Source organism: Rania fehmarnensis (assembly GCF_056494185.1).
This window is the reverse complement of sequence record NZ_CM151398.1, coordinates 4,482,939-4,508,653: the sequence shown is the minus strand read 5'-3', so window position 1 is coordinate 4,508,653 and position 25,715 is coordinate 4,482,939. Positions and strand designations below refer to the sequence as shown.

General features: G+C 50.5%; 21 protein-coding genes. 12 read left to right on the top strand and 9 right to left on the bottom strand.

Annotated elements, in window-relative coordinates; genetic code table 11:
• Positions 1-20 precede the first annotated feature (20 nt).
• The gene (locus SH573x_RS15455) at positions 21-692 is read right to left on the bottom strand and encodes a hypothetical protein (protein ID WP_479356461.1); all 672 of its coding nucleotides are present in this window, start codon (positions 690-692) and stop codon (positions 21-23) included.
• A 1,852-nt stretch (positions 693-2,544) separates the two neighbouring features.
• Between SH573x_RS15455 and SH573x_RS15450 the strand changes: the two genes are divergently transcribed.
• Positions 2,545-3,171, top strand: coding sequence for a 3'-5' exonuclease (locus tag SH573x_RS15450; protein ID WP_479356459.1), 627 nt, complete (start codon positions 2,545-2,547; stop codon positions 3,169-3,171).
• 8 nt (positions 3,172-3,179) lie between these two features.
• Here the strand turns inward: SH573x_RS15450 and SH573x_RS15445 are convergent, their stop codons facing one another.
• Positions 3,180-4,289, bottom strand: coding sequence for a replication initiation protein (locus SH573x_RS15445; RefSeq protein ID WP_479356457.1), 1,110 nt, complete (start codon positions 4,287-4,289; stop codon positions 3,180-3,182).
• Positions 4,290-4,776: 487 nt separating this feature from the next.
• Between SH573x_RS15445 and SH573x_RS15440 the strand changes: the two genes are divergently transcribed.
• The 8 genes from SH573x_RS15440 (at position 4,777) to SH573x_RS15405 (ending at position 13,404) form a co-directional block, all read left to right on the top strand.
• Complete coding sequence (locus SH573x_RS15440) at positions 4,777-5,586, top strand: ParA family protein (RefSeq protein WP_479356455.1); 810 nt, start codon at positions 4,777-4,779, stop codon at positions 5,584-5,586.
• Between the two features lie 2 nt (positions 5,587-5,588).
• Entirely contained in the window at positions 5,589-6,503 is a 915-nt protein-coding gene (locus SH573x_RS15435; protein ID WP_479356453.1) for a ParB/RepB/Spo0J family partition protein, read from the top strand.
• 384 nt (positions 6,504-6,887) lie between these two features.
• Positions 6,888-7,772, top strand: a complete 885-nt coding sequence (locus tag SH573x_RS15430) for a hypothetical protein (RefSeq protein ID WP_479356451.1) — start codon at positions 6,888-6,890, stop codon at positions 7,770-7,772.
• A gap of 93 nt (positions 7,773-7,865) precedes the next feature.
• On the top strand, positions 7,866-9,017 hold the full coding sequence (locus tag SH573x_RS15425; RefSeq protein ID WP_479356744.1) for an aminotransferase class V-fold PLP-dependent enzyme: 1,152 nt from the start codon (positions 7,866-7,868) through the stop codon (positions 9,015-9,017).
• Positions 9,018-9,350: 333 nt separating this feature from the next.
• Positions 9,351-10,145, top strand: a complete 795-nt coding sequence (locus tag SH573x_RS15420) for an ArdC-like ssDNA-binding domain-containing protein (RefSeq protein ID WP_479356450.1) — start codon at positions 9,351-9,353, stop codon at positions 10,143-10,145.
• 1,919 nt (positions 10,146-12,064) lie between these two features.
• Complete coding sequence (locus SH573x_RS15415) at positions 12,065-12,622, top strand: hypothetical protein (protein ID WP_479356449.1); 558 nt, start codon at positions 12,065-12,067, stop codon at positions 12,620-12,622.
• Between the two features lie 111 nt (positions 12,623-12,733).
• Positions 12,734-13,033 carry a type II toxin-antitoxin system ParD family antitoxin gene (locus SH573x_RS15410; protein ID WP_479356448.1) on the top strand — a complete coding sequence of 100 codons (300 nt, stop codon included), beginning with the start codon at positions 12,734-12,736 and terminating at the stop codon, positions 13,031-13,033.
• 5 nt (positions 13,034-13,038) lie between these two features.
• The gene (locus SH573x_RS15405; protein WP_479356447.1) at positions 13,039-13,404 is read left to right on the top strand and encodes a type II toxin-antitoxin system RelE/ParE family toxin; all 366 of its coding nucleotides are present in this window, start codon (positions 13,039-13,041) and stop codon (positions 13,402-13,404) included.
• A gap of 498 nt (positions 13,405-13,902) precedes the next feature.
• Here SH573x_RS15405 and SH573x_RS15400 read toward each other — a convergent pair whose 3' ends face one another.
• The 3 genes from SH573x_RS15400 to SH573x_RS15390 are packed head-to-tail and all read right to left on the bottom strand — an operon-like array spanning position 13,903 to position 15,647.
• Positions 13,903-14,172: a hypothetical protein gene (locus SH573x_RS15400; RefSeq protein ID WP_479356446.1), complete on the bottom strand. Its 270-nt coding sequence runs from the start codon at positions 14,170-14,172 to the stop codon at positions 13,903-13,905.
• 51 nt (positions 14,173-14,223) lie between these two features.
• The gene (locus tag SH573x_RS15395; RefSeq protein WP_479356445.1) at positions 14,224-14,625 is read right to left on the bottom strand and encodes a hypothetical protein; all 402 of its coding nucleotides are present in this window, start codon (positions 14,623-14,625) and stop codon (positions 14,224-14,226) included.
• A 2-nt stretch (positions 14,626-14,627) separates the two neighbouring features.
• Positions 14,628-15,647, bottom strand: coding sequence for a DUF932 domain-containing protein (locus SH573x_RS15390; protein ID WP_479356443.1), 1,020 nt, complete (start codon positions 15,645-15,647; stop codon positions 14,628-14,630).
• A 370-nt stretch (positions 15,648-16,017) separates the two neighbouring features.
• Between SH573x_RS15390 and SH573x_RS15385 the strand changes: the two genes are divergently transcribed.
• From SH573x_RS15385 to SH573x_RS15375, 3 genes are read left to right on the top strand one after another with little or no spacing between them, the layout of a single operon-like run.
• Positions 16,018-16,404, top strand: coding sequence for a hypothetical protein (locus tag SH573x_RS15385; RefSeq protein WP_479356441.1), 387 nt, complete (start codon positions 16,018-16,020; stop codon positions 16,402-16,404).
• Between the two features lies 1 nt (position 16,405).
• Positions 16,406-17,134 (top strand): DUF5131 family protein, encoded by a 729-nt coding sequence (locus SH573x_RS15380; RefSeq protein WP_479356440.1) that lies wholly within the window; start codon positions 16,406-16,408, stop codon positions 17,132-17,134.
• A complete protein-coding gene (locus tag SH573x_RS15375) occupies positions 17,131-18,468 on the top strand; it encodes a three-Cys-motif partner protein TcmP (protein ID WP_479356438.1) in 1,338 nt (445 codons plus the stop codon). The genes SH573x_RS15380 and SH573x_RS15375 overlap by 4 nt, the downstream gene beginning before the upstream one ends.
• 719 nt (positions 18,469-19,187) lie before the next feature.
• On the opposite strand, the gene SH573x_RS15370 is transcribed toward SH573x_RS15375, so the two are convergent.
• The 4 genes from SH573x_RS15370 to SH573x_RS15355 are packed head-to-tail and all read right to left on the bottom strand — an operon-like array spanning position 19,188 to position 25,248.
• Positions 19,188-19,712: a hypothetical protein gene (locus SH573x_RS15370; RefSeq protein ID WP_479356437.1), complete on the bottom strand. Its 525-nt coding sequence runs from the start codon at positions 19,710-19,712 to the stop codon at positions 19,188-19,190.
• Positions 19,713-19,746: 34 nt separating this feature from the next.
• Positions 19,747-20,442 carry a hypothetical protein gene (locus SH573x_RS15365; RefSeq protein ID WP_479356435.1) on the bottom strand — a complete coding sequence of 232 codons (696 nt, stop codon included), beginning with the start codon at positions 20,440-20,442 and terminating at the stop codon, positions 19,747-19,749.
• Between the two features lie 55 nt (positions 20,443-20,497).
• The gene (locus SH573x_RS15360; protein WP_479356434.1) at positions 20,498-23,728 is read right to left on the bottom strand and encodes an efflux RND transporter permease subunit; all 3,231 of its coding nucleotides are present in this window, start codon (positions 23,726-23,728) and stop codon (positions 20,498-20,500) included.
• Positions 23,729-23,742: 14 nt separating this feature from the next.
• Positions 23,743-25,248 carry an efflux RND transporter periplasmic adaptor subunit gene (locus tag SH573x_RS15355; protein WP_479356432.1) on the bottom strand — a complete coding sequence of 502 codons (1,506 nt, stop codon included), beginning with the start codon at positions 25,246-25,248 and terminating at the stop codon, positions 23,743-23,745.
• Positions 25,249-25,715: the final 467 nt, after the last annotated feature.

Genomic DNA, 25,715 nt, shown 5'->3' with positions numbered 1-25,715 from the left:
CCAATTGTCGGTTGGCGAGACTATGAAAACGGAGAGACGATTGCTCTTCGCAGGATGAGACTGCTCAAGGGAATTGGCTCGTAGCCTGCGCTTTGGCGGGCCTTGTTGACAACGCGATGGATTGTAAGCAATTGGCGGCGGATTGGAGCATAGCGAGCAAACGGAACCCGTGCAAAATCGGCAGATAGATTCTCAACGCTTCGATGCGTAGCACGTGCCAGAAAAAAAGCCTTCAGCTCTCGGTAGGTGGCATTGTCAATGCGAACGCACGCATGCCACTTGGGATCGCCACCTCCCTTGGGAGTCAATCCGCTACGCCGATAGCTGATACTATATCCCTCGAACTTAATCGGATGTCTTCGGCAATCTCGAATTTGATTCTTTTCGTCCTGCTTGAATGAGTGGTGTCCATCTGTCGCCATTAACAGGAACCAGCGACCGTATCGGATATATTGCATGTTCGCGAAACCTCGCTTCTTGCGATAGGCACGCTGACGTTCCGTCAAATCGATTTCGTACTTGGCAATGAGTTTTTGATCAACTGTATCTAAATCCTTGCCCGCTGGAATTCGTCCGGTCACATAGTACCAGTATCCGTGCCGCAGATAACACACTGCTACTTGCTGCACCAAACCTTCCGGAGTTGTTGCGACGCGATTGCGCTTACCAGGAACTACTTTGGCAGAATCCATTTATCGATTTCGGAGGAACAGCAGAACCACATATCCCCATGCTAGCCAACTGGCTTGATGTGGATATTGGGTGATCAAACATGTGGCAACACCGAAGAAGAAGATAAGCATTGGTCCCATACAGCGAACACTCCCATGCCTTGCGAGTCGAGTTTAGTCAGAAAAGAAGGGGTTGTTTGCGGCCAACCCCAAGCCGTTTTGTCCCGTTTGTAACCACTGGCTAGAGCAATCAAAAACTCTGACTGCGTCGACCGAACAAAGGTCGTCTGCAATCACAGAACACTTGCTCACCTGTTTTGTGAGCACTGACGCAATGTCGTGTATGCACTGTTTTCCTCAGTGCATACGACCAATCCATAGTGCCCACAAAAAAGAACCTCAGCCGTACACACCGCCTGTTGCGAGACGCAACTCGGGTGTACGTCGTCAGTCCGCCGCCAGAGGAAGCCGCTCTTCCAAGCAGCCACCTCTAGCCGCATCGCTGCCAGCCAAGGACAAAGGGAGTGTGCAGCGTCGCTTCCGACGCTCCGGCAACAAATGCCAATCGCACACCGCCCAACGTACCATCTCCTGACGGGGTATCGGATGCACAAGCACCACAAAGCCCCTCGGCTCTTTCGTTCCTGCTGATCGGGTCATCACTCCCGAGTAATCGCAGACGGGTCGCGACTGCCTTGCCGCGCATGACCGATTGATTGCCGTTCGACAATCGCACAATCATGTTCGAACTTTCGCCCGAAACACCGCTGGCGCTTCCGCACCAGTTCTAATCAAGCCACACTCCCCCTCTACGGCTTTTCACGCAGTTGAATGCGTTACTTCCACCCTGTTGACTAATCAGGGCACCGAGTTGCCAAACCCGGAGGCCGCAGAGGTTCCCGCGTTATTGTCGACCTTCGATTCTGAAGTCACGTCGCTAGAGCGCGTTACCGCTCGGTCCGCATGGGTATGTGCCACCTTCCGGCCAGCCATACTCTCCTCGATAAAACGAGATTTCCCCCTACGAAAACAGAAGCTTGGGGTATCGTTCCCACACGGATATTCACTGTTCAGCACCGTCTCTTCAAAATCTTACTGGCAAGCCCTTCCTTACCTATTCGGTCGGGCCTTTCATGGTTGAGCTTTTCACCGCCATCGGATTTGCCGATAGTCGCCGAAGTCGTCACACTTCGATGCATCCTGTCACCAGGTAGCAGCTCCCCACGCCAGCCGCGTTGAACGAACTCGCCGAAGCAAGCCCGAACCCCACGGACGGGATTCTTCATAAGAATATGAACCACCCGCTTTGCCTGTCGAAAAATCGACAGTGAAACAATCCAGATTCAGATCGTTTCGTCGACACGGCCTTGCTCAATATTGAGAAAGGCATTTCCGCGTCGCCCGCACTTCGTAAACCAGTCCTATTGAAAACCATTGGATAGAACGCCGGGATTACTTCGGTACCGCATGCTTCAGAACAAATGAAACACGCAGCAACGGGATTACTCCGACGAGCCTCCATTGAGCTGAGCAAGCCTGTCTCCAGGCACTCAGCTCGAAGGGCCAGCACAGTGACTTAACGACACTGGGAAGTTGGCAAACTTCCGGCTCTTATGCTCGGCTGATGAGACCAAGTTTCCTGAACCTGCTGTCCCCGTCAGGAGACATCAGCTTTTCGCCCTTATTCGCAGCTTTATGAATCGCTGCATTTCAGGCGAACACGTTTCGCGTAAGCTTGACGACCGGCGAGAAGAGTCTCTCGCCTGAATCAAGAGGAATATCAGTACCACAAAAAAAGTCACGCAAATGTCATCTGTCTGACACCAAATTGTAACATTTGAATGCTTCGGGTTTCCGTGCTATTCAGTCGTGAATGAACACCCATCAACCCGATGAGCGACTAGTTTTCGTTGACATTGAAACAGGAGGCGTTGAACCCTGGCGTCCAATTTTTGAAATTGCAGCGATCGCGGTGGATGCAAATTTGAACGAGCTTGAATCCTTTGAAGCTCAATTGAAGTTCTGTCGGAGCTTGGCGAATCCTAAAGTGCTACTCGGATCACGGTACAACTCGCAGGCCTGGAGGAGACGAGCGATCGACGCCGATGACGCTGCTGAGGAGTTTGCGGATTTCCTCGGCCGCCACGGGACCGTTGATCAATCCAGCCAGAGTGGTCGAGTTTTCCAGGTGGCCCAAATGGTCGCACATAATGCTGCTTTCGACGGACAGTTCCTTTGCAATTGGTTTAACCGCGTTGGCAGGTTTCTTCCGGCATCGCGACGTATGCTCTGCACGATGCAGCGTGCAATATGGTTGTTTCACGAAAACAAATCGTTGACTCCCCCCGAAGATTTCAAATTACCTACCCTCTGCCAGTATTTTGGGATTCCCTTTGCCGCAGAAACTAGGCATCACGCGAAATACGATGTACGCGCGACCGTCGAGCTGTATCGTGCAATGAACCAAGCGTTCGGACAAACCCGGGAACCAAGTTCCTAGTCGAGAGACTATTTCCGTCGGAAAATCTTGCGGTCTGGCCGCATCACCGAGGCTGTATACTCTGGCGATGGCTGGAAACCGTCATTCAATGCTTTGTTCAGCCACATGTCGGGAGAACGAATATTGATCCCGCGTTGACGTTGTTCATCCATTGCACGCATTGCCCGCACCAATACTTCGTCGTCAACGCGTTCGATCACCTGGATTGCCAGCGACAAGGATATTCCCCGGCGCGATAGCGATTGCAAACGGCCAGTGATTCGACTTGAGCGAGCATCGGCGTTTTCGGAATTTGCTGGCTTAATGTTGTAGACAAAGGCTACAGTCCACTGCCCCCGACAGATTTTTTGGAACCGCTGGTCAGTTGCCATCGGTTCCAAGTAGCCTACCGATTCAAGCTCCTCCGCGGCTGGAGCAATGTATCGCTTTCTAACCTTGTCGAGTTCGATTCCAGGACTCACCCCAATGTGCTGATATGCCAATCGAGCCAGATCGATCGAAATTTTGCGACGGTGAGGTGGATGAAAGTGCTTATCGAGATAGCGGTACAATCTTCGAGCTGTCGTGGTCAATTCCCGTTGCAAACCGAAGTCTATGCGTTTCAGATAACCGCTGTCAAAACTCTGAAACAGGACGTGACTCCATCGAAAAAGGGATGCGCTCTCTGAATAGATGCCATTGGCCTGCAGTTGGTCGCGGAAATGAAACGAATCGAGAATTCCAAAAGCGCCTTGGTCGCGAAACTGTTTATCGCGATTATCGCGCCACAGATTCTGGTAATTCAACCGCACTCCGACAAGCCGCTGCATTCCCAAGGTAAGCCGGGCGTACGCCCAGTCTGATTTGGGCCATCCCATAAGCTCGAACAGTCGAGCGCGTTGCAGCGGTACTTTAGCATCGGCGAATCCATGGTAGTCGCTGGTATATTTCATGAGGCCAAGATAGATCTCTTCATCCTTCGCAGTTGGCAATCCAAATTCTGGGTCACCTTTGACGGTCAGAGTGCGAGTGATACTTTGCCGAGTGTCACGGTCAAAATCTTCAATCTCGAATTTCAGATGCTTGCGAGTTCCATTTCGTTCCGAAAGGAGTGCGAAGGGAAGTTCACAAAGATTCATTTCATCTTTGCCGTAAGCGAGGTTCGCAAGTCGCTCGGTGAATGTCTCTGGGTTCCTGCTTCTTTTAACTTTTTCCTTCGTCATCTAACTCACCGTTGTTACATGTACTTCAGGTACATTAGTAAAGGCCAGAATTCGCCAATCGTTTCGCATCCTTGCACCGCATTGGCGGTCTCATTTTGCGTCCGTTTCGGCCCCGTTCGGCGTTCGAATCGGTTTGGTTTTGCGTATCCAATCGGTTTCATTTCGCGAGCAAGCCGGTCTCGTTTGGCGCAACCACCCGTAAGATTCAGCCAATTGCAGGTTCAGCACAAATAAAGCACTACCAGAACAAAATGAGACCGGAAACAAGTCTTTTGAAGTTGGTCTGACTGAATTTAAACGTTGACGACCTTCGATTGCCCGTGCCACTCTAAGGCAAGTGAATTCAAAGACTTGGACGGAATTGCAACATGCAATCGTCCACGCCCTCAGCTCGGAATCCGTCATGCCTAGGTCCATTTGCATGCTCAATCAAAAAGGAGGTGTGGGCAAGAGTTCGACAGTATTCCATCTCGCAGGTGGAATGGTCGAAGCCGGTAAGCGAGTTTTACTTGTTGACCTTGACCCTCAAGGTTCGTTAAGCCAAGGGTTCTTCGGTTCATCCTGTGTGGAAATGATCGAAGCCGAGAATACGGTTGCTCGTCTGTTTACGGACCGCGCATTCTTTTCAATCCTCGATCAGCTAGTCGTCCCGACAAGATTCGAAAGCATATCCATCGTTGTCGCGAATCAGCATTTAGCTCGATTCAATACGCCGGAGCCTGAGTCAACTGGAATGTTGCAGTACGCTTTGCGTGAGCTATTGCGTGAGGCTATAGAGTTCGACGTCGTCTTAATCGATTGCCCTCCGAATTTGTACCGTTGCAGTTGGCTGGCTTTGGTTGCAGCGGATTATGTTTTGATTCCCGTCCCACCCGAGGATTTTGGTACACAGGGTTTGCGAGCCGTGCATCAGACCATTGAGCACGCGAGACAATTGAACCCCAAGCTTCGGCGCTTGGGACATTTGATCTCTCGCAGTGACAGAAGGCTGCTGATTCACCGAGCCTACGAACAGCGAGTGCGGGAGCTCTATCAAAGTAACGTATTAGAAACCGTTATTCCGGAAGCATCCGCATTTAAGGTCTCTCTGGCAAGTCGCTCGCCCGTCGAGTTCGATATGCCCAACTCCCTGGCCGCTAAGTTGACTAGAGAACTAACCCGTGAGATTCTCGACCGCATCGATGAGAAAAACACGTCACTAAAGGTCGCGTAACCATGGCCAATATGAAACGCAAGCTGGCTGAACTGGAAGACAATTTGGATGAATCGATGGGGCGGCGAACAGCGTCGAGCATTAGCGTTGTACCTCAGTTCAGCCCCATTCCGTCGCGTAAGGACGTGGGGCGATCTCCAGTTCGTGGGTACGGCGAAGTCCAGATTGAGCAGGTGATCGTTGACCCAGCGCAGCCCCGTATAAAATTCGATGACGCGGAAATTGAGCGTTTGGCACTCAGCATTCGTGAAAAAGGCCAGCTTCAACCAATTCGTGTTCGCTGGAATGAGCAATTGGAAAAATGGATCATCATTGTCGGGGAGCGTCGCTTTCGAGCGACCCAGGTCGCGGGATTGAGTTCCATTCAGTGTTTCTTTCACGAGGGCGCGATCTCCGAATCGGAAGTACGCGAGCAACAATTGATTGAGAACCTACTTCGGGAAGACCTTCGACCAATGGAAGAGGCGCGAGCATTTGCTGCGTTAATGGACCTTAATCACTGGAATGGCAAACAGGTCGCAGAATCACTGCGGCTGTCTCCATCACGGGTTAGCCGAAGCTTGGCGCTTCTCGACCTTCCTGAAGCAATACAACAACAGATTGATAGTGGTGGACTCGGCAAGACCGCAGCCTACGAATTGAGCAAATTGCGGGACGAGCCAACGCTAAACAAACTTGCAGCCGATGCGAAGCTTGAGGAGGTAACGGCACGCCAGGCCGCAAGCCTCGTCAACCAACGTCGGGGCAAACCAAAACGCTCAAACGGTAAGGCGACGCAGTCCTTCCTGTCAGAGACTGGAGTACGCGTCACAGTTCATTATGGCACCGACCAGAATTACCACGACATTTTGATAGCGCTACGAGAAGCGCAGGACGAGGTCGAACTGAGAATCGACAACAACGTTCATCTGAGCTGACTCGAAAGAAAGTCCAGATGTCGATGTCAAGCTGCTTTACTTTCTGCATTACGCTATGGTACATCTGAGGAATGCTAAAATCATTCATCGGAACATACAACGAGAGAGGCCTGCAAACGCTGCGGAACGAAGACGAGTTGTGCCAAGTCGTCGTTCCGCGTGCAGACATGGTTCCATTTTGGGCTGCTTTGGATTCTGAGATTCTGCCATCCATCGAAAATGCCATTCGATTTGGTGATCGAAGAGCCGCCTTCGCGATTCTAGCCAACCACGCACTTCATGGCGGACGGATACTTCGTTAGGCAGAATTCCGCTTGCGCAAGTGGTACCATCAGAGGATATTTGACTGCCTTGGTAATCTCCTAACTCTCTGACTGGAATCGAATGGGACCGTTCGAGCGACTTCTCCATCCCAAAGTCTACTTGCCGTTTGGCGTGACAATCACGGCACTGGTTTTCGGTATATGGTGGTTGCTGCCGTTGGCCGCCCAGATTTCGATTGTAATTGGACTGCTCATCACGCTACTTGTCGTGGCTGGCCTGACGCTCCAAAGGGTGCGTTCACGAGATGTCGAAAACGAAGCGATGTCCACTTTGATTGCATTGGCTTCAGATCCCGAGATTTTTGAACGACACACATTGATTGCAGATTCGCTCAGGTCCATTTCCACGCGAAAGGATACGATCTACCGCAAGCTCGTCCTGCAGCAATTGAGCATCTTAGCTGACCATTCGCGTCGATTGGCAAATGGTTCGATTGACTATCCCTCGACGGAGGCCTGGAGGATTGTCTACGAAGAGTTGTTGCGCAGCCCTGGACTACATCTCTACCGAAGCGTCTCGCACATCGAGTCAGCACATTACTGGCAGGATGGTCCCGGCCAACAGAGCACTATGCTGAATCTCGAGTTGCACGATGCTGGAATTGTGAATATCGAGCGAACGGCGATTATTGCGGATCATCTTTGGCCGCAGGATGAATTGTTTCCCGTCGAGCCTCTCCATGCATGGCTGAAGCAACAATACATGCATGGAATTTGGATTAAGCTAGTTCGAGAATCTCAGCTAGATGGTGAGAGAGAGCTAGTTTCTGATTTTGGGATTTATGGGTCGCGCGCGGTTGGAATGCAAATGGCAGATGCCGCAGGACGAACCATTCGATTTGAATTGAGCTTCGACTTCGAACGAGTCAAGCAAGCCGAAAGCATCTGGGAACGCTTGCAAGTTTTTGCAACTTCGTATCGCGATCTACTGGATCGCTCCACTTGATAACACTATGATCCAAAGTGTTGACGAGTTTCTTTACAAAGGTCTAATACCTTGCGAGACGTGTTGTACTTTGATACGGCACGGCTTGGCCGAATGTCACCTCGAGCATGCCGTGCCTCGATCGATTTTGCTCGACTTTCTTTCGAGCACGGTTCGACCCTGTACTCAGATGACTTTCTACGCTTTGGCAGCCAATGTCTTTCAGATTCGCAACTAGGATGCTATCCAGGACTCGATGATTGGCAAGGCCCAGAGCAACTCAGGCAACGCCTCAGCTCACTGGCAAAACTGCCAATCGGGTTGCAAACCATCTTTGCTTCGCGTTCAGCTAATCTAATGAAACTCGCAGCAAAGTTTTTGTTTCGCCGATGCCGTCGCGTCATGATTACGGACCTGACTTGGCCTGCGTACGAAAATATCTTGCTCAACGAAATGCACCGATCAGGCTGCGGTGTCCATAAGGTCGCTGTACGCAGCAGATTGCTTCGAGGAGAGGTTTCTGCTGCTGAGCTACTCGATCTTTTGGGGAACGAGTTCACTGGCTATAACTGTGATGGACTGTTTCTCCCGTTAGTCGACAACTTAGGCATCCGACTGCCAGTTTCCGAAATCACGCATCATTTGAGAAATCTCGCAGAACTTAGATTCTGCGTTGTCGATGGAGCGCAGGCATTTGAGAATGTTCCGCTTGAACTCGAAGCTGATTACTGTGACTTCATGATAGCGGGATGTCATAAGTGGCTTTGTGCTCATACTCCAATGGGGGTCGGGTTTCTTGGACGTCGTTCGTCGCAACAGTCTTTATCTGAGGCGTTGTCTCGCTGGCTACATAGCGGTGCCGTTGACGATCCACTGATTGTCTTCTCGAATGAACTTGTAACGGGCGGAGTAAATCCATTCGGAGAGACAGCTCCCATACTACCGATGCTCACAGCCAATGCCGCAGCAGTCGATGCGATCGCCAGAGTTCACAAATCGGCAAAGGATACTCGCCAGGCGGTTCAAGCTGTCGTTTTGGAGGCTGGCTGGGAAGTCGTTTCACCGCAACTCGTGTTCGAGAGTCAAATCATTCTCATCCGCAAGAGGTTTACAAGTTGCGTGAAAAACCTACGACGTCGGCTCCTGGAGAACAGCATTGCAGCTACTGTGTACGACGATGGCCTCGTAAGACTGGCAATTCCGTTTGGCGATTTCCCTGAATATGCCCGACGACAACTTCATTCGGCATTAGTTGCCGTTGTATAGTCATTAGTCGATCGACCAATTCCAGACCAACAAAAATGGAATGGTCTCTCTTTTGTATTAGCCTACATCTGAGCAAGCGACGCTGCTCAGTTTCCAACTACGCCACGAAGTTGATGCAAATTTGAACGACTGTGTTGGGGTTCTCCGTCGGCTTCTCTGATCGTACCACGGCGTTCAAGGTCCGTTCCGGCCTTGGGGCCGTCTCTGCTGCTTTTGCTGCGCAAAAGGCTCCACCTTGACCTGCCGTGTTCCGTTCATTTCAGACCGCCGGTTGGTCAGATGAACAATGAATTGCTTGCAGGAACCGGATGCAACAGCAAAAGGATGAAGCACATGACTACAGATCAAGCTAAAACACATACCGAAAACGCACTGCTGGAACTTTCTGAAACGCTTTCAGCCGGTAGGAGCGAACGCCTCATTTCATACCTCAGGTGTATGGGGCAGTTCTACCACTACTCATTTCGAAATCTCCTTTTGATTTCGAGCCAATCACCTAATGCAACACAAATAGCTGGCTTTCACGCCTGGCGAAAACTGAATCGATCTGTTCGCAAAGGTGAAAAGGGGATCGCCATTTTAGCCCCGTTGGCATGCAAGAAGCGAAAGGACGACGGGTGTGAGAAAGACTCAGATGAACCGGCGGCTCTTTTTGGATTTCGCGTAGTACATGTCTTCGACATTTCTCAAACCGATGGTCCGGAGCTTAGTCGATTGGCGACAGCCTCAGGTGACCCTGGGCAAATGCTTGCGAAACTGGAGGCACTCATCGAACGTAGTGGTATTCGTTTGACCTTTGATGAACTCAGGCCAGGCCTGGAAGGCTACTCTGCTGGAGGGAGAATTGCCATCAATCGAGAATTGGATGCAGCAAATCGATTCAGTGTAATGGCACACGAACTCGCCCATGAATGGCTTGACCATCGAACCCAGGAGACATCCATCACGATCAAGGAGACCGAAGCGGAAGCGGTGGCGTTTGTCGTCTGTTCGGCACATGGAATTGAATGTCATCAGAGTTCGACCGACTACATACAACTCTATCGAGGGGATTCGGCGACACTGATGACTTCATTGAATGTGATTCAAGCTGTCGCCGTACGAATCTTGAATGGCTTGTCGGCGTAGCTCGCTTAACCAAAATGGCCGCTTCGATGTGGAGCGGCCGTTCAAAAAAATTTGACTGCAAACGTACATGCGGGAAGTTACTTGACTGCCAAATGAGGCGACATGTGAATTGAAGCATCGATTAATCCTCGGCTGGCCGTGTGCTAGTTCACCATGGATTTGATCGGCAATTCAATTTCCTCGCCATTCTTCGGCGGCTGTTTCGCTCGGGGCGAATGCAGCCTGTTGCGAGCAGCTGCTCGCACTTTTGCGGCTAACCTGCTGGGGCAGGTTGAGCCTGCGTCGTGACGTGACCGCGAACCTCATTCAGCTAGGGCCGAATGAGATTACGCAATCACTACGTCGCCGCTCGTGCCTTCTGGGGAAGCCAGCTCGCATCACGCTCACTAGGCCGTTCGCGGGACAGTTGGGAAATGAAAATCAACTGGTTCTGCAAAGGAGACGCACTCTACTTTGGGCCCTCAGGCGAGATGATTTGTTGAATGAGGATTCGAACTATAGCTAACGCTTGGCATTGGAAGGGCTTAAGTTCGATTTGCAACTGCCATGGATTGTCCTCGTTCCGACCGGTTTGACGATCCAAAGTGCGTTACAGAGGTTGAAGAATGTGTGGCCAAGAAAAAAATCTTACCAAAAACTTGTACCGCTCACTTCAATTGTCTATGATGTGGCAGTGCTGAATTTTGAGCTCACTTGCTTTCAATTCTGAGTAACACGCAGTCATTCGCGACTTTGGGCAAAGTACTCCGCCAGAAAGTCGCTGCTGAAGTGGAGCAAATTGTTGGCGAGTTTATAATGATGGCACCGTAAGGGTTCGCTTTAATCAGGCCAACCTTCTCGAAAAATAAAAGTGAGTAGTCCGCTTAGCATTTATTGTTCGAGCGGTAAGCGTCGAGCGGTTTTTACCGTCTCCTGAAAGGTTTGGCGCCTTAGCCAAGTGTGCTGACTTCCACGTCAGCTGTAAAGACATACCAGTACAAACGCGCAATCGTTTGCTGCTGCTGTGTAATTCGTTTTACACCGGTTACCGAAGTATTCGTTCGGGGGCTTTGGTGTATCTGTCTCGCGGTACATTCCGCAATCAGTTCTCGATTATCCACACTAAGGGGTTTTCGTTTTCTGTTTGGGAAGCGTTACCGATTCTGAAACGTCGTGGGTGCTTCGGGCAGCCAGAGCACCTGTAACTCGCTTTCATCGCATGCGGTTGACCGGTTCGTTGAGCGGTTTGCAGTGTGCTCCCCCGAAGGCGTCACGGTCCCCCTCTATCAAATCGCTTTGAGAATCTGCGCGTGACATTTGTCGTGCATGAACTTTTAGCCGGCCAAGCCAACTGTTCGGGAACTCAGAATTGAATTGGTGGAGGGGAACCCCAGCGCCTTCGAATTGGCGGTCGCGTTGGTGCCAGGACTCGTTCCCTTTAGTTGCGGTGCAAAGCTGTCGTGGCGTTACGTCATGCAATGAACTTGGGCGGCCAAATTCCTAGTTCGGGCAATGCTCTGTTTCCATTGGGAATGAGTCCCAGCACCAACGTATTTCGAAGTCACAACTTTTACTTTTCGGCAGGTGGATCTGCCAGTTCCAAACCAAGGAGTAAACCTAGGACCAGAACTTTAGACTCGGGTTCGCTCGAGGCCAAAAAGGAGCCACACTGACGACTATACCGATGGAGACTCAGTTGAGCCACCAGCCCCTCAGGGCAGGCCATTACGTACATCGGCATAGACCAAAGCAAACGAACTTAGAGTCCGCTGCGTATGAGTCCTTTCGAGAAAACCTTTGCCGCTTAAGCAAAATCCACCTGCGCCGTCGAACTCTCGCACAACACGAGAGTCGAAAGCAAGAAAGCATACCGACGATTGATCACATTAACGCAACGTAAACAGAGTTTCTTAAATCCCTTTTGATTCCGAGGTACTAACATGAAGCCGCCAAAGCGACGCGCTATTCCGCTGGGGACCGATCCTGATTTTTGCTATGTCAATGCCAATCGCCTTTACGTTCCGTTGAGGGCTTTCGACTTGTCGGAATTTCCGGCAACGAGACAAGATTTGTGCTTTGATTATGCCGACGACTCGCTGGCCGAAAAGGCAATTGAGGTGATTCAATGGCGATTGACGAAGGGCAATGACCATGCGAGCGTTACTCTACGGAACACGTACTCTAACCACAACGTGCTCAAGTTTCTTAGTATATATTTGAATGGTGAAGGGCTCCGATTTCTGCAATGGACAGGTCGGGTTCGTCTCACAAGTTCAAGTCTTGATTGTCTCCAACCGAATGGGAAATGGGGAGGCATGCATGTCGAAGATCTCGTCCATGGAACGATCGACTGGCAACCTCTTGGCTCCGACCCTGAGCAGGGAAATGGAGCGTACACTTTGCCGCACCGGCTGTACGGCTTGTCGACGCAGACGGCTTGGGAGGCAGTAACAGGCATCTCGCGTCCAGTTTCGGAAACAGAACTGTTTTACCGGTAAGTGGATATTTGCCTGGCCCCCGTCGCAAAGACATTATTGGCAATTTTTGCCAATAATGCTAAAATGGGTCTGGGTTGATCGATTCATCGCAAGCCTTCGGGAACGCCAAAAATGACAACAAAGAACATTAGTTTGACTGAACACTACTCGGAGTTGGTTGATACCCTTGTCGCTTCCGGCAGGTACAAGAATGCTAGTGAAGTGGTGCGTGAGGGCTTGCGTTTGCTCGAACAACGAACCACCGAAGATGACCGTCGACTTGAACTGCTTCAACAGTTAGCCGCTGAGGGATTTCGACAGCTCGATCAAGGTGAGGGAGTTGGACTTAAGACCAGCAGTCAGATTGCTGATCATATTTCCAAGTTGGGCCGCCAGGGGGCAAAGCTCGCTAAAAATGGAAAGAGTGGTTGATCCCAATGCAGCGTGTAGTACTCGCCCCGGCCGCGGAAGAGGACATTGTCGAAATCTTAGCCTGGAGCCACGAGCATTTTGGCGAGCCAGCAAGATTGCGTTACGAAGCCTTGTTGACCCAGGCTATCGTCGACATAGCAGAGAATCCAGAAAGAGCAGGTAGTATATTGCGCGAGGAACTAGCGGTCGGTGCTCGCACGTATCATCTGTGGCATAGTCGTCAGCGAACCGAAAAGGCCGTTGGAATGGTCGCGAAACCCAGGCACTTCTTATTGTTTCGAGTTAATACTAAGGGCGAAATTGAAATCGGCCGTGTCTTGCACGACAGCATGGATCTTGCGTCAAATTTGCCGGAGGGGTATTTGGCGTAGGATGCCCTCGGCGTTTGAGTTTAGTGACCAGAAGCGAGACGAGTACACCAACCCAAGGTAGGTGGCTGCAACCGCTCGCGACTGGCCAAGCAGTTTCAACCACGTTCATTATTTTTACAGTGGGGGGAACGGCTCACACCGCTAGGAATGCCAAAAGCCCACTATTCCCCGGCGATCGTCCGGGCCTTGCTATCGCAGACTTCGACGGTAAGGTGCGCACGATCGGGAGTTCAATGCATGCCCAATTCACAAATCTGAATGAGGCGAATCGTCTCTAGTAGCGTTAGCCACAAGGTACGATTTGAAAAACCAAAATAACGTCAACGCTTCCGTGGACCACATCGCAAATGGACCAAGCAAACATGCACGTGAGCAAACTCAATTCATAGTTGAGGAGCCAATTGAGAAGAGGCAATCGGTGGTCAAAGAACCGTCCAAAAACCTCAGTAACAGATTCAAGACTGAATCTTTAGACTTTGAGTTGAGAGTGTAGCTGTACTAACCCTGCAATTTCTCGGGATCGAAACTCGATGAACCGTTCGAGTTCTCGAAGATCCAGCTATGGGCTTGGTCGACGACTTTTGCCACGAGTGGCAAATCATCGCGCCCGAAGGAACCCGAATCTTTCCATTGTTCACCGTCACGATACAGGCGGCTGATCGTTACGTTGTGACGAGCACCGTTTTGGGTATCGTTTTCCCAAATCGCTGCCTTGATACGACCCATGCGTACTTCGTGCACCGGACGAACCTTTGTACTACTTGACATTTTACTACTCCGAAAAAAATGAAACAGAAACTAAATTTGGAAGAACGCCAGCTAACGCTTTTTAGCTCGGCAATTCGGACAGATCCCCAAGAAGTTCTCGATCGCAGCATTTGGCACGTATTCAATACGCGACCAGCCGTTACGAACTGACTGAGACCATGACGAGGGACCTTCGTTAAGACACCCTCTACAGCTTAGGGTGAATGGAACATCCTGCGGAATGCGCTCAGGATTACGCATGACGCTGGAAGCCCGCTGATAGACAAACTCACATGCTGCACGGACAGTTGCTCGATTGAAATCCTTACCGAGATCCAACGGATAGCTAAATTCAGGTGGAAAGCCGTCCTTATCAAGCCATTGGATTAGCGCTTCACAGTATTCCATTACCGCTTCCCAATCCCTGCGAACCCAAGCGGCGAGCAAATCATTCCACGCTTGTTGTGGATCCATGATTAAGCTGCCAACATCAGCAACGCACCGATTTTGGCATCGAGTTCAGCGCGATCTCCAGCAAGGCGAACGTTTTGCGAAAGTCGCGTCAGCGCATCGACGATCGAAAAAATCGTGAAGCCACCTTGCTCCCGTGCTAGTTCCATTGCGTCCTTCACTAAAGTTCGAGGAATTCCATGCTGAGTCAATTGCTTGACAACGTCGTCAGCATCGCTTCCAAGTCGCTCACTCATCGCTTTGCGAATGCATTCGACGAATCCGTCGCGGCGCGAATCGCGTTTGGCGACTAGATTCTCGATGATTCGGCGAATGTCGTTAAGGCCATCGCGAACATTGGCAGTGTGCTTTCGCGTGAACTCAACAACGTCAATTGCGTCCCAGACAATGTGATTCTGGCAGACTCGCTGAAACCAGAAAGTTTGAATGCCCAGCGTGCGACGTCCAACTTCGGAGTTCCAGATGAAGAATCCCGGCGCGAATGCTTCGCCCTCGATCTCCGTCCAGCCAGTAGGATCAATCAGAAACGCGAACATGTCTTGCTCGCCGCAGTACAGTCCCGTGCTGTTTCCATCCATCGCCACTTGTGGTGGTTGAAAATCAGATGCGTACTCCTTGACCATATCTAGGAGTTCGACGTTCCACAGACGGGTGTAAGATGCCCCGTGAATCGACCGAATATGTTCTCCGGTCGTCAACAGTTGCAATGGTTTATCCGAGTGCGGAAGCGTTTCCTCAAACGCCTGACTCGCCGTCTTGGCCGACAGACGATTGATCGTATCGCGGCTAACACCCGCCATACGACACAATTGTGAGAACGACCAGTCGGTTAGATTGAACGCAGTTGAACCATCGATACACAATGTCAGGTCGTGCGAGATCTCCACATCCTGCGGACGACTCCATAAGTCATCTGAAGCGATATGGTCGTCCGCGCACTTCTTGTACAACGAATCGAACGAAGGAAAACATTCATCGGGGGTTCTACGAAACAGCTCTTGATGAGCTCGGGTCAATGTCGCCATGGCAGAAACTCCTGCAGTAAAGGGCAACTAGAAACAAATACCCTTCCACGTCGGACGGGCTGCGCACTGGCCAGGTATAGTGCCAGTCCACAACCCGCCGAAGTCGTTGCAAGTTTTCCCGTTTCAGCGAAGTACCCAAAACCACAGACCACCGGCCCCATGCGCCGCGTTGGGACGCGCATGATGCCGTGTAAAAGTAGCTTCTACTCGAATGTCGGACTTGTAAGTAACAACCCCATTCCATACCACCCTTGGCGGTATGTGTCCATCAAATGGCCTTCCGGTGATTTGAATACGGTCCCAAGTTGGTACACATCCTACCTCTAATTTTGTTATTGCGTTTAATTGGAGATTCGATACAATCACTGGGATGACTGCCAAGATTGGGGACAAAGTTAGGCATAAAGCGGCAAATGAACGTGGCATCGTAGTGAGCGTCAACGGCGACAAACTCTCCGTCCGTTTACAACGCGGCGAAGTGCTTGCGCTCGTTGCGAAGGATGTTACCAATTTCAGTCTCGCCGCGCGCAAAGCATGGCAGAACATGCCTGTCCGTAGCGTTGGTCGACCTGCCGGAACTACAAAAACAGATCGAGTTTCAGTTACATTGCGGATCGATCGGGACCTGTGGGAACGATTCAAAGCTGCCGAAGCGAGCGGTCAAATCAGCGACCGAACCACAGTTATCAACGAATGGATTGGTAGCAAACTAAGCAAGCTCGCCTCATCCGTCGTATCGCCACCCGAAAGGAGTTGAGATGGCTCAGAATTCATCAATTGAATGGACAGAAGCAACATGGAATCCAACAACAGGTTGCACCAAAGTTAGTCCTGGTTGCAAACATTGTTACGCAGAACGCATGGCTGCCAGACTTAAAGCAATGGGCCAGCCAAGGTACGAAAACGGATTTCAATTGACGCTACAGGATGACATCGTTGAGTTGCCTCTTCAATGGAAGATGCCAAGGTTGATTTTCGTCAATTCAATGAGCGATCTATTTCATCGCGACGTTCCGATTGAATTCATCCAGCGGTGCTTTCTAGTGATGCAACAAGCGAACCAACACACATTTCAGGTACTAACAAAACGTCCGGACCGAGTGGCGGAAATTGCTGGTCAATTAGAGTGGGCAGACAATATTTGGATGGGTACAAGCGTTGAGAGCGCAAAATTCATCGAGCGAATTCGCATTCTAAAGTCGGTTCCAGCTAAGGTTCGCTTTCTGTCGATCGAACCGCTTCTGGGGCCTGTGCTAAGAATGCCGCTAAATGGAATACATTGGGTGATTGTAGGTGGCGAATCCGGCCCAGGGTCACGACCCATGGACATTACTTGGGTTAGGAAAATTCGCGAGCAATGTGTCGCGTCAGGAGTGCCGTTCTTTTTCAAGCAATGGGGCTCCCACGGACCCGATGGAATGCGAAGATCAAAGAAAGCAAATGGTCGCGAACTAGATGGACGAATTTGGAGTGAGATGCCGACATGAGTTTATCGCCATTATTACCAGGCTTGGAAGCTATCGTTGCAACAAAGCCCGAAAAGCAAAAGGTGAAGAAGGACCAATCGCAGTATCTATGGTTACCTGGGGAAGTGCCACCGGAGCTGGGTGAACACAGCCTTGCAAAGCATCGCATAGTCCAGTCCTATCTGGAAACCTACGTTGCGATACTCGCAACCAATCCAGTTGTCGAAAAGCTTAATCTGTCGTTAGTCGATGGATTTTGCGGCGGAGGAGCTTATCGACATCCGCGAACGGGAGAAAAAATTGCTGGGTCGCCGTTGCTGATGATGGAGTCAATGCAAACAGCGGAAGTCAAAGCAAACGAGGGAAAAACGAAGCAGTTTAAGCTGGATGCAGATTTCTATTTCATAGATCGAAAGAAGCTTACGATCGAGTACCTCAAAAGGGAAATCAGTCTTTGCGAAGCTGCGCATAGCAAAACAGACAAGATCAACCTACTTTGCGGACGATTCAGCAAGCATTTGGACGCTGTGATAAATCGAATTAAGTTGAAAGGTAGAGCAAACAGGGCAATCTTTCTGCTTGATCAGTATGGTTACGCCGACGTTACTTTTGCCAATATGCGAAAAATATTTAGCCAACTACCCAATGCGGAAGTAATCTTGACGTTTGCGGTAGATTGGCTCGCTGATTTCGTAAACGAAACTGAGAAGTTCGAAACTGCTCTGCGGAACCTAGAGCTAATATCAAAAAAGGATCTACTGGTACAGATTCGTAAGGACCATGGCTCAGATTGGCGTCCGAAGATTCAACATGTGCTTCATCAGCATTTCTTCGAGAAAAGTGGTGCAGACTGTTACACGCCTTTTTTCATTAACTCGACGGAGTCACACCGAGCTTATTGGTTGCTGCACTTTTCCAGGCACGCGACAGCACGAAACGCGATGGTCGACTTGCATTGGAAAATGCAAAACCACTTTCAGCACTTTGGAAAAGCCGGGTTCGAGATGCTTCTTGGCTACGATCCCAACAAGTCAACGGAAACACCAATGTTGCCTTTCGATTTTGACGCAAATGCTTCATCGCTAACTCACGAGTCTTTGCTTACGGAAGCCCCGAAGCGTCTTTCGCAGTTTGGACAAACCATTTCGTTTCGTCACTTTTTCCAGAGTGTGGTTAATGAGACGCCTGCCACGAAACAGATGATCGCGACGGCGTTGAGGCAACTTTCTAAGGATGGAGAAATTGAAGTCTTTTCCAAGAGTCGAACCGAACGCAAAAGAGGCGCCATCCTTCAAGACGACAACTTGTTGCGTTTGCCAGCAACGCGTACGTTCTTGCCACTTAGGGATTTTTGAGCAATCGGATTCTCCGAATAAGACATCTTATATCTCGCAGATTCACCCTGGAATTTGTAACACTCGGCTGCCGCCTATGTCTATCGCTTTCGACTAGGGCCGACGACGAACTCGTGCAGTATGCGTCCGATTGACTTCCAAATGTCATCTTCGGATTGAACGCCGAATTGTTTCTTGACTATGGCCAATACATTGCCGATTGACATCTGGAACGAATCAGATTGCCAACGCAATTCGGTTCGAGCAACTCATTACCTAGTATGAGCGAAACGATTGGCCTGGCAAAATAGAAGAATTTCTTCGAGACCCAAGTCACTGAAACCAGTCTGCGGATAGCTTAAATTGGGATCAGTGGAAGCGTAATACCAAGCCGGTTCCTACGAAGTAGTCGTCGGCGGCATCGTTAAGTCCTTTGCCGCCGCGGTTGAAACAATAGATGGATCAAAGTGAATACAAACCGACTCAGCCTCTCCGGTCTCTGATACGACGAGGTGTGCCGATTCGATTCCGCTCTTCGTTTGCAACATCGAAATCAAGCGAAGGACACACGCATCCTTCGACTCTACGCTGCTACCAAATAGCAAGCGGTACTCAACTTTGAGCTTTTCCACGACATCTTCCAATCCAAACGCGAAAGCAACAGTCAGAAAGTGGAAACAGCCTCAGTGACGACCGCGCAATGACGGTCGTTCGACGGAATCCCATAGCATTGGTACATACTAATGTGCGTGATCGTGTCCGGCATGGTCGTGCTTTATATCGCCACGATAGGATTTGCCACCTATCAAAACGCTGAGTTTCGCGGCCGCATGATCATGCTCGAGTTCGTCAATCAATTCAGCGTCTTGCAATGCAAATCGAGAGGACTTGCCAGCTGGGTCACCAGCATCGGGGCTAGCCGCGAGTTTGAACTGTTCAGGCTTGCCATCATGCACGAGATTGATTACCAACTCCTGCGCGTCGATCGGCACAGCCGTTTTAGCGGCGCTGTCGAGGATGTAAATCGTCACCGTTTTATCATCATGTACAAGCTCAGCGTGGTACTCCTCCTTGCCTAGTTCGATCAAACTGCCATGGTGAGGACCTTCGGTAGGATGCGAGTGAATCTCAACAGTCGCAGGCGGCGGCATGTCCAGCGTAAGACTAGCAGACGAACCAGACTCCGAACCTGAGTCTTTTGGATTGCATCCTAAAAAGCCGCACATACTGAGTAACGCAGCTATAAGATATTGGTGTCTCGACATGTTTGTTTCCTTGTGAAATTGATAAGTAGGGGTATTAGTGTTTATGTGGGGCAACTTCAAAGCCATTCTTCTTTAGCCATGCGCCGAGTTCGTCGGCGACAGCGTGTTCAGCAACATGGACGTCTCGCCAAGTTGGTGCTCGGAATTTGACGTCAGAGTGTCCGGCGTGGTCGGAGACAACGACTTCGCAACCAAGTTTGCCGAGTAAATCGATGAACTGCTTTGCTTCGGCCGTCCCCTTGCCGTGAAACGACTTCCAATTCACCAATCGAAATTCGACGACTTCCTTGCCTTCGGCATAGCTGGCGTCGGGATGTGCATGGGATACATCGAATCCGGAGCCTTTCAGCCATCCACTCCACTGTTCGGCCAAGGCGTGAGTATCAACAGACATCGATTTCCATTCAGTGCAACGATAGGTCAGATCGATGTGGCCGGCGTGTTGTCCTTGCTTTACCTCACATCCCAGCTTCTTAACCAAATCCGCATGTTGCTTCGCTTTGGCAGCATCATCAAAGTGCATCGTTTTCCATTGAGCCAATTGAAACGCGATGGTCTCTTTGCCATGATCGTGCTCGTGATCATGGCCTTCGTGTGAATGGGCTGGCTGTGACTTCTGGGAGCGACTCGCTGTCTGAGCCTGAACTTGGGCCGACACCGACCCGGCGTTCATTCCAACCGCTAAGAGCGAAACCAGATATAGCGAGCAATTGGCAATTCGAATCTTCATTCTTTCAATCCTTTACGAGGCTAACAAAACACAACAAAACACCCAATTGAAACACTCAATGGGATTGGAGGCTTACCTTCGCCTCAGACTCTTCATTCAATTCGATTCGTTCCTTGGAACTGCGGACAACGCGTTCAGCTGAACGCAGTCCAAACAACCAAAACAATGCCGGATGAACAAAGAAGTCCAACATCGTTGAGCTAATCACTCCGCCCAGAATGACCGTGGCCACGGGGTAGAGGATTTCTTTACCAGGCTCGCCCGCAGCAAGTACGAGCGGAACCAATGCAATGCCAGCAGTAAGCGCTGTCATCAACACCGGAGCCAATCGTTCGATGCCAGCGCGAACAATCATCTCCTTCGTAAAACTTTCACCTTCGTATTCCACAAGATGCAAGTAATGCTGAAGGAGCAACACACCGTTTCGCGAAGCGATACCAGCAAGAGAAATGAAACCGACCATCGCCGCGATCGTTACAGTCTGACCAGTCCAAACCAACGCAGCGACCGATCCAATGAACGCCATCGGTAAGGCCGCCATCACCTGGAGCGCAAGATTGATGGATCGAAACAGTGTGTACAGAACCAGAAACACCCCCAACAGCGCAACGGCAAATAAAATTGCGATCATCTGACTGGCTGACTGCTGGCTTCGGAATTGGCCTTCGTACGTGGGGTAATATCCGGGTGGCAGCGAAGCAACGACTGGCTCAATTGCTTCTTGGATGTCCTTGACGACATCGACAACTCCACGGTCTTTCACGTTGCATTGTATGACTACGCGCCGTCGAACGTTCTCGCGATTCACCGTATTGGGACCACCAGACTCATAGATGTTGGCGACGGTTCCCAGTGGCACGGTACCACCGCCAGGCAAATGAATCGCGAGCCGCTTCAAGCCTGCTATATCTTCACGATACTCATCTTTCATGCGAACGACCAAATCGAAGGTCCGCATGCCATCCAAGACTTCAGACACAATAGCACCATTCATGGCCGTTTGAACGTAGTCATTCACGTCACTGGCGTTCAACCCATATTGCGTTAGTGCGGCTCGATTGAGCTCGATTCGAAGCTGCGGGATAATCACCTGCGGCTCGATCAGTAAGTCCGTTACGCCGGCGACACCCTGCATCTTGGACTTTATTGCTTCAGCCTTTTGACGAAGGAGATCGAGATCATCTCCGTAGACTTTGATGCCGACCTGCGCCTTAACACCAGATAGCATGTGAGAAATCAAGTGAGCGATGGGCTGTTCGACGGCAGTAACGATGCCAGGAATGTTTTCCATAGCAACGCGAATCTCGTCCAGCTGTTGCTCACGTGAGCGGGACGATTCCGGATCAAGTTCGATCAGAAATTCGCTCATGTTCACACCTTCAGCATGTTCGTCTAACTCAGCTCGTCCCGTTCGTCGAACGAATCGTTGAACGTCATCAATCTCCTTCAGCGAGTTTTCAACTGTTCTGCTAATCTCATTGGAGGCCGACAACGACGTGCCTGGCGGAAGAACAACATTGAGCTGTATGGTTCCTTCGTTGAACGGTGGAAGGAAGTCTCGCTCGAGCCTTGAAAGAAATATCGCAGCAATGCCAACAAATAGAAGTGTTACTGATAGATTTAGGTAGGGCATCGCAAGGCTGAATCGAATGATTCGCTGCCCCAGCCATTTCAGTCCTCGCAAGACAATCCCATCGGTCTCGTGCCCCTTCGACTTGCTTCCCCCTAGAAGCCAATAGGATAGCACTGGGGTTACCGTGAGGGAGACGATCAACGACGAGAGAATGGAGACGATGTAAGCGACTCCCAACGGTGCGAAGAGCTTTCCTTCCATCCCTGAGAGTGCGAATAGCGGAAGGAAGACGAGGATCACAATCATGGTGCTGAAGACAATCGATCTCCGTACTTCCGCACTTGCCCGAAAGACAACTAGCAATGGATTGACTGGATTACCTGCAATTCGGTTCTCCTTCAGTCGTCTAAAGATATTCTCAACATCGACGATAGCATCATCGACCAGTTCGCCCATCGCTACGGCGATCCCGCCGAGGGTCATGGTGTTGATCGACAATCCGAAGACGGCAAAAACGATCGCCGTCATAAACAAGGACAGCGGTATCGCTGTCAGCGTAATGAATGTTGTGCGGATATTCATTAAGAACAGAAACAAGATGATCACAACCAAGATCACACCGTCTCGCAATGCTTCCTCGACATTCTTGATCGCTCGTTCGATAAACGATTTCTGTGAATAGGTTGCTTCAATTCGGACGCCAGGCGGAAGCGACGGTCGAAGTTCTTCGATTGCACGTAAAACTTCGTCGGTCACTTTGCGAGTGTCTGCACCTGGTTGCTTGTTGACCGTGAGAACAACAGAGGGGCCACCTGAGAAGTTTTGCGAGTTGGCAGCCGGCTTCTTACTGGCCGCGTTCTCACTCTCGACTCTTACAAAGCAAGAACTATCGCCGCGTTTGATTTGAGCTCCCTCGCGAACACTTGCAACTTGGGAAAGCAGCACAGGCCTTCCGTCCCGAATGGTCACGGGTAGCATTTCAAGCTCAGCGAGCGAAGTGATTCTGCCTAATGAGCGAACCAATAATTCGCTTGGTCCCTGGCGATCCAAATAGCCGCCAGTTCCATTTTCGTTGCTCTTTCGCACGGCCTGTTCAACTTGTTCCAGCGTGACTCCCAATCGAGTCATTGCTTCAGGATCAACGAGAACTTGAAATTGCTTTCTCTCGCCTCCCATGGTGAAAACCTGCGACACTCCGGGAATCGTGAGCAAACGTTGTCGCACAACCCAGTCCGCAGAAGTACGCAATTCCAATGGGCTAATTTTCGAGTCATCGCTCCACATGCCCAGCATAAGTATTTGGCCCATGATGGACGAAATCGGTGCCAGTTGGGGCTGGATTCCTTGAGGCAGACGATCTTGTACCATTTGCATTCGTTCGGCGACGATTTGGCGATCGGTGTAGATATCGGTTCCATAAGCGAATTCAACGTAAACAACCGAAATGCCAACTCCAGAGGAACTGCGTACGGCTTCGACGCCGTTCGCACCATTCATCGTTGTTTCAATTGGGAATGTGATTAGCGATTCGACTTCTTCAGGAGCCATCCCGAGCGCTTCCGTCATAATGACCACGCGTGGACGGTTCAGATCCGGAAAAACATCGATCGGCATGCGCATTGTTTGCCAAGCGCCAAAAGCGACTAGGAATACGGATATTGCGATCACCAGCAGTCGCTGCTGTAGCGCAAAACGGATTACTGCATTGAGCATCTTCAGGTACCTTCCTAGTGGTTGTGACCGGCGTGAGGGTCAACACCACCGCCTGATTTGTTTTTGAGCGCCATTTGAAGCTGGTGTGCAGCTCGACGTGCAACAACATCACCTGGAAAAAGCACCCCATCATTGTCAATGACAACGTTGGTTTGATCGCGATGTTTCACATGCACTGCGATCCTGTCGAAATGGTCGCCGTTTTGCTGGAATGCGAACCAATCTGCTCCGTCCTTAACAACAGCATCGACCGGCAAAACCAACTGGTCTTTCCAGACCTCAACGGGAACCTGAAGTTGGAGTCGTTGGCCAACGCGAAACTTCCAAGTTAGAAAACGCTGGCCCTGATCATTTTTTTCATCTCGAAGAATCTGATTGGGAAGTTCCACAAAGAATGACAAAGTGCGAGACGTTGGATCAACTGAGGAGCCGACAAATGCCAGCTTCAATCCATTGATCACTTCTGGATCTGTCGTCGTCTGGATCATTGCATCGATCATCCAACCGATCTGTGCAGCCTTGGTAACAGTTGGTGCGTCTTGTTCGAACGCTTGGCCCTCGATATACAAGCTTGAAAAGTCGGAGAGCGAACAAAGCATCTCGCCTGAAGTGACGCCTTGTCCTTTCTGAATTTTCAAGTCTTCAACAATGAGCGGTCGCTTGCTGGCGATTGGTTCTTCCAAAACATTCGCGGTGAAAGACGCCGGCTTGAACGGCAAGCGTGTGAGTCGCAGTTCTTCATTCTTGCTATGCGAATCGATATCAGGAGTCTCGATAGAAAGATCTCGAAGAAGCTTTCGCTCCGTCTCAATGGTTGCAATCTGCGAGGAAGAAAGTCCATGTAATTTCAGCGCCTCTCGCATGGAGCCAAGATAGGCTTCAATCTTCTCTTTGGAGTAACGGCGTTCGAGCAAAGATTTGGCCGAGATGGCACCGGATTGCGTGATCTCTTCCAGTCTTGCGATTTCTCGCTTTTCGACTTCTAGTTCACTCAACGTTTTGAGAAATTGAGTTTGTGTATCAACTAAGTCTTCGTAGGTGAGTCGAACCTCGAAAAGCAATTCCCCTGCCGTCACTGCTTCGCCCGTCACTGCATGCACGTGTGTGACTACACCGCTAAGTGGAGAGGAAACGCGAATTTGAGTGCGCCCAGGTTTAGCAGCGATAATCGCCGGTACGGTAATGGTACGTTTGTAGTCACGGAGAACGATCGGTTGTAAGTAATCATGTGTTAGCCCGAGATTCTTTAAAGCTTGCGCATTGAGTTCCAATGACGTGCCTTCGTCGTGGCCTTCATGATCGTGCCCAGCGTGGTCGTCGTGCTCTCCCTCCGCGTGATCGTGGCCAGCATGAGCATCAGCAGACGCGTTGACCGACCGTCGCTGTTGCAGCGTAGTGTCAATCCATGCAGACAACGTTGGCCACCAGAAGCTATAGCTTGCTGCAGCGCAGATCGCGAACAACAGGCCACTTCCAGCCAGCAATTTCTTCCTATGATTGCTAATCAATTTCCAGCTCATGGCCTCACCTCGACCTGTGGTCAACGAATAAGAAGTTTCTATATGTGCATGAATGCGGCTCGATGACCGGAATTCAGCTAACAAGTTCAGTCAGAACAAACCGAAAGCGTCAGATCACATTCGTGCAAAGACGTACAAAGCGAAATTGGCTTTGTGAAATCAAGCTACAAATTGCGATAGATCTGATCACTCAAGATGGGCAAGAGGCCAAAGGCGAATCCACGCGGATCGCAGTGGCCCAAGCTGAGACGATCGCTAGGGCAATCAGATTTGCCAAGATTGCGCAAGCGCGCAGCGCAAAGACAAAGATGCGGGGGGGCCCGCTAATTCAAAGTGCCTAGAGGCCTTGGCGTACGAGACGCAGGCCAACGGTGCTAGGGTAATCGTATCACCAAAACATATAACGATGGGTGACAAGACCCTAATGTCGGTGAGACTATTTGATGACGCAGCTATGAAACTGCAAC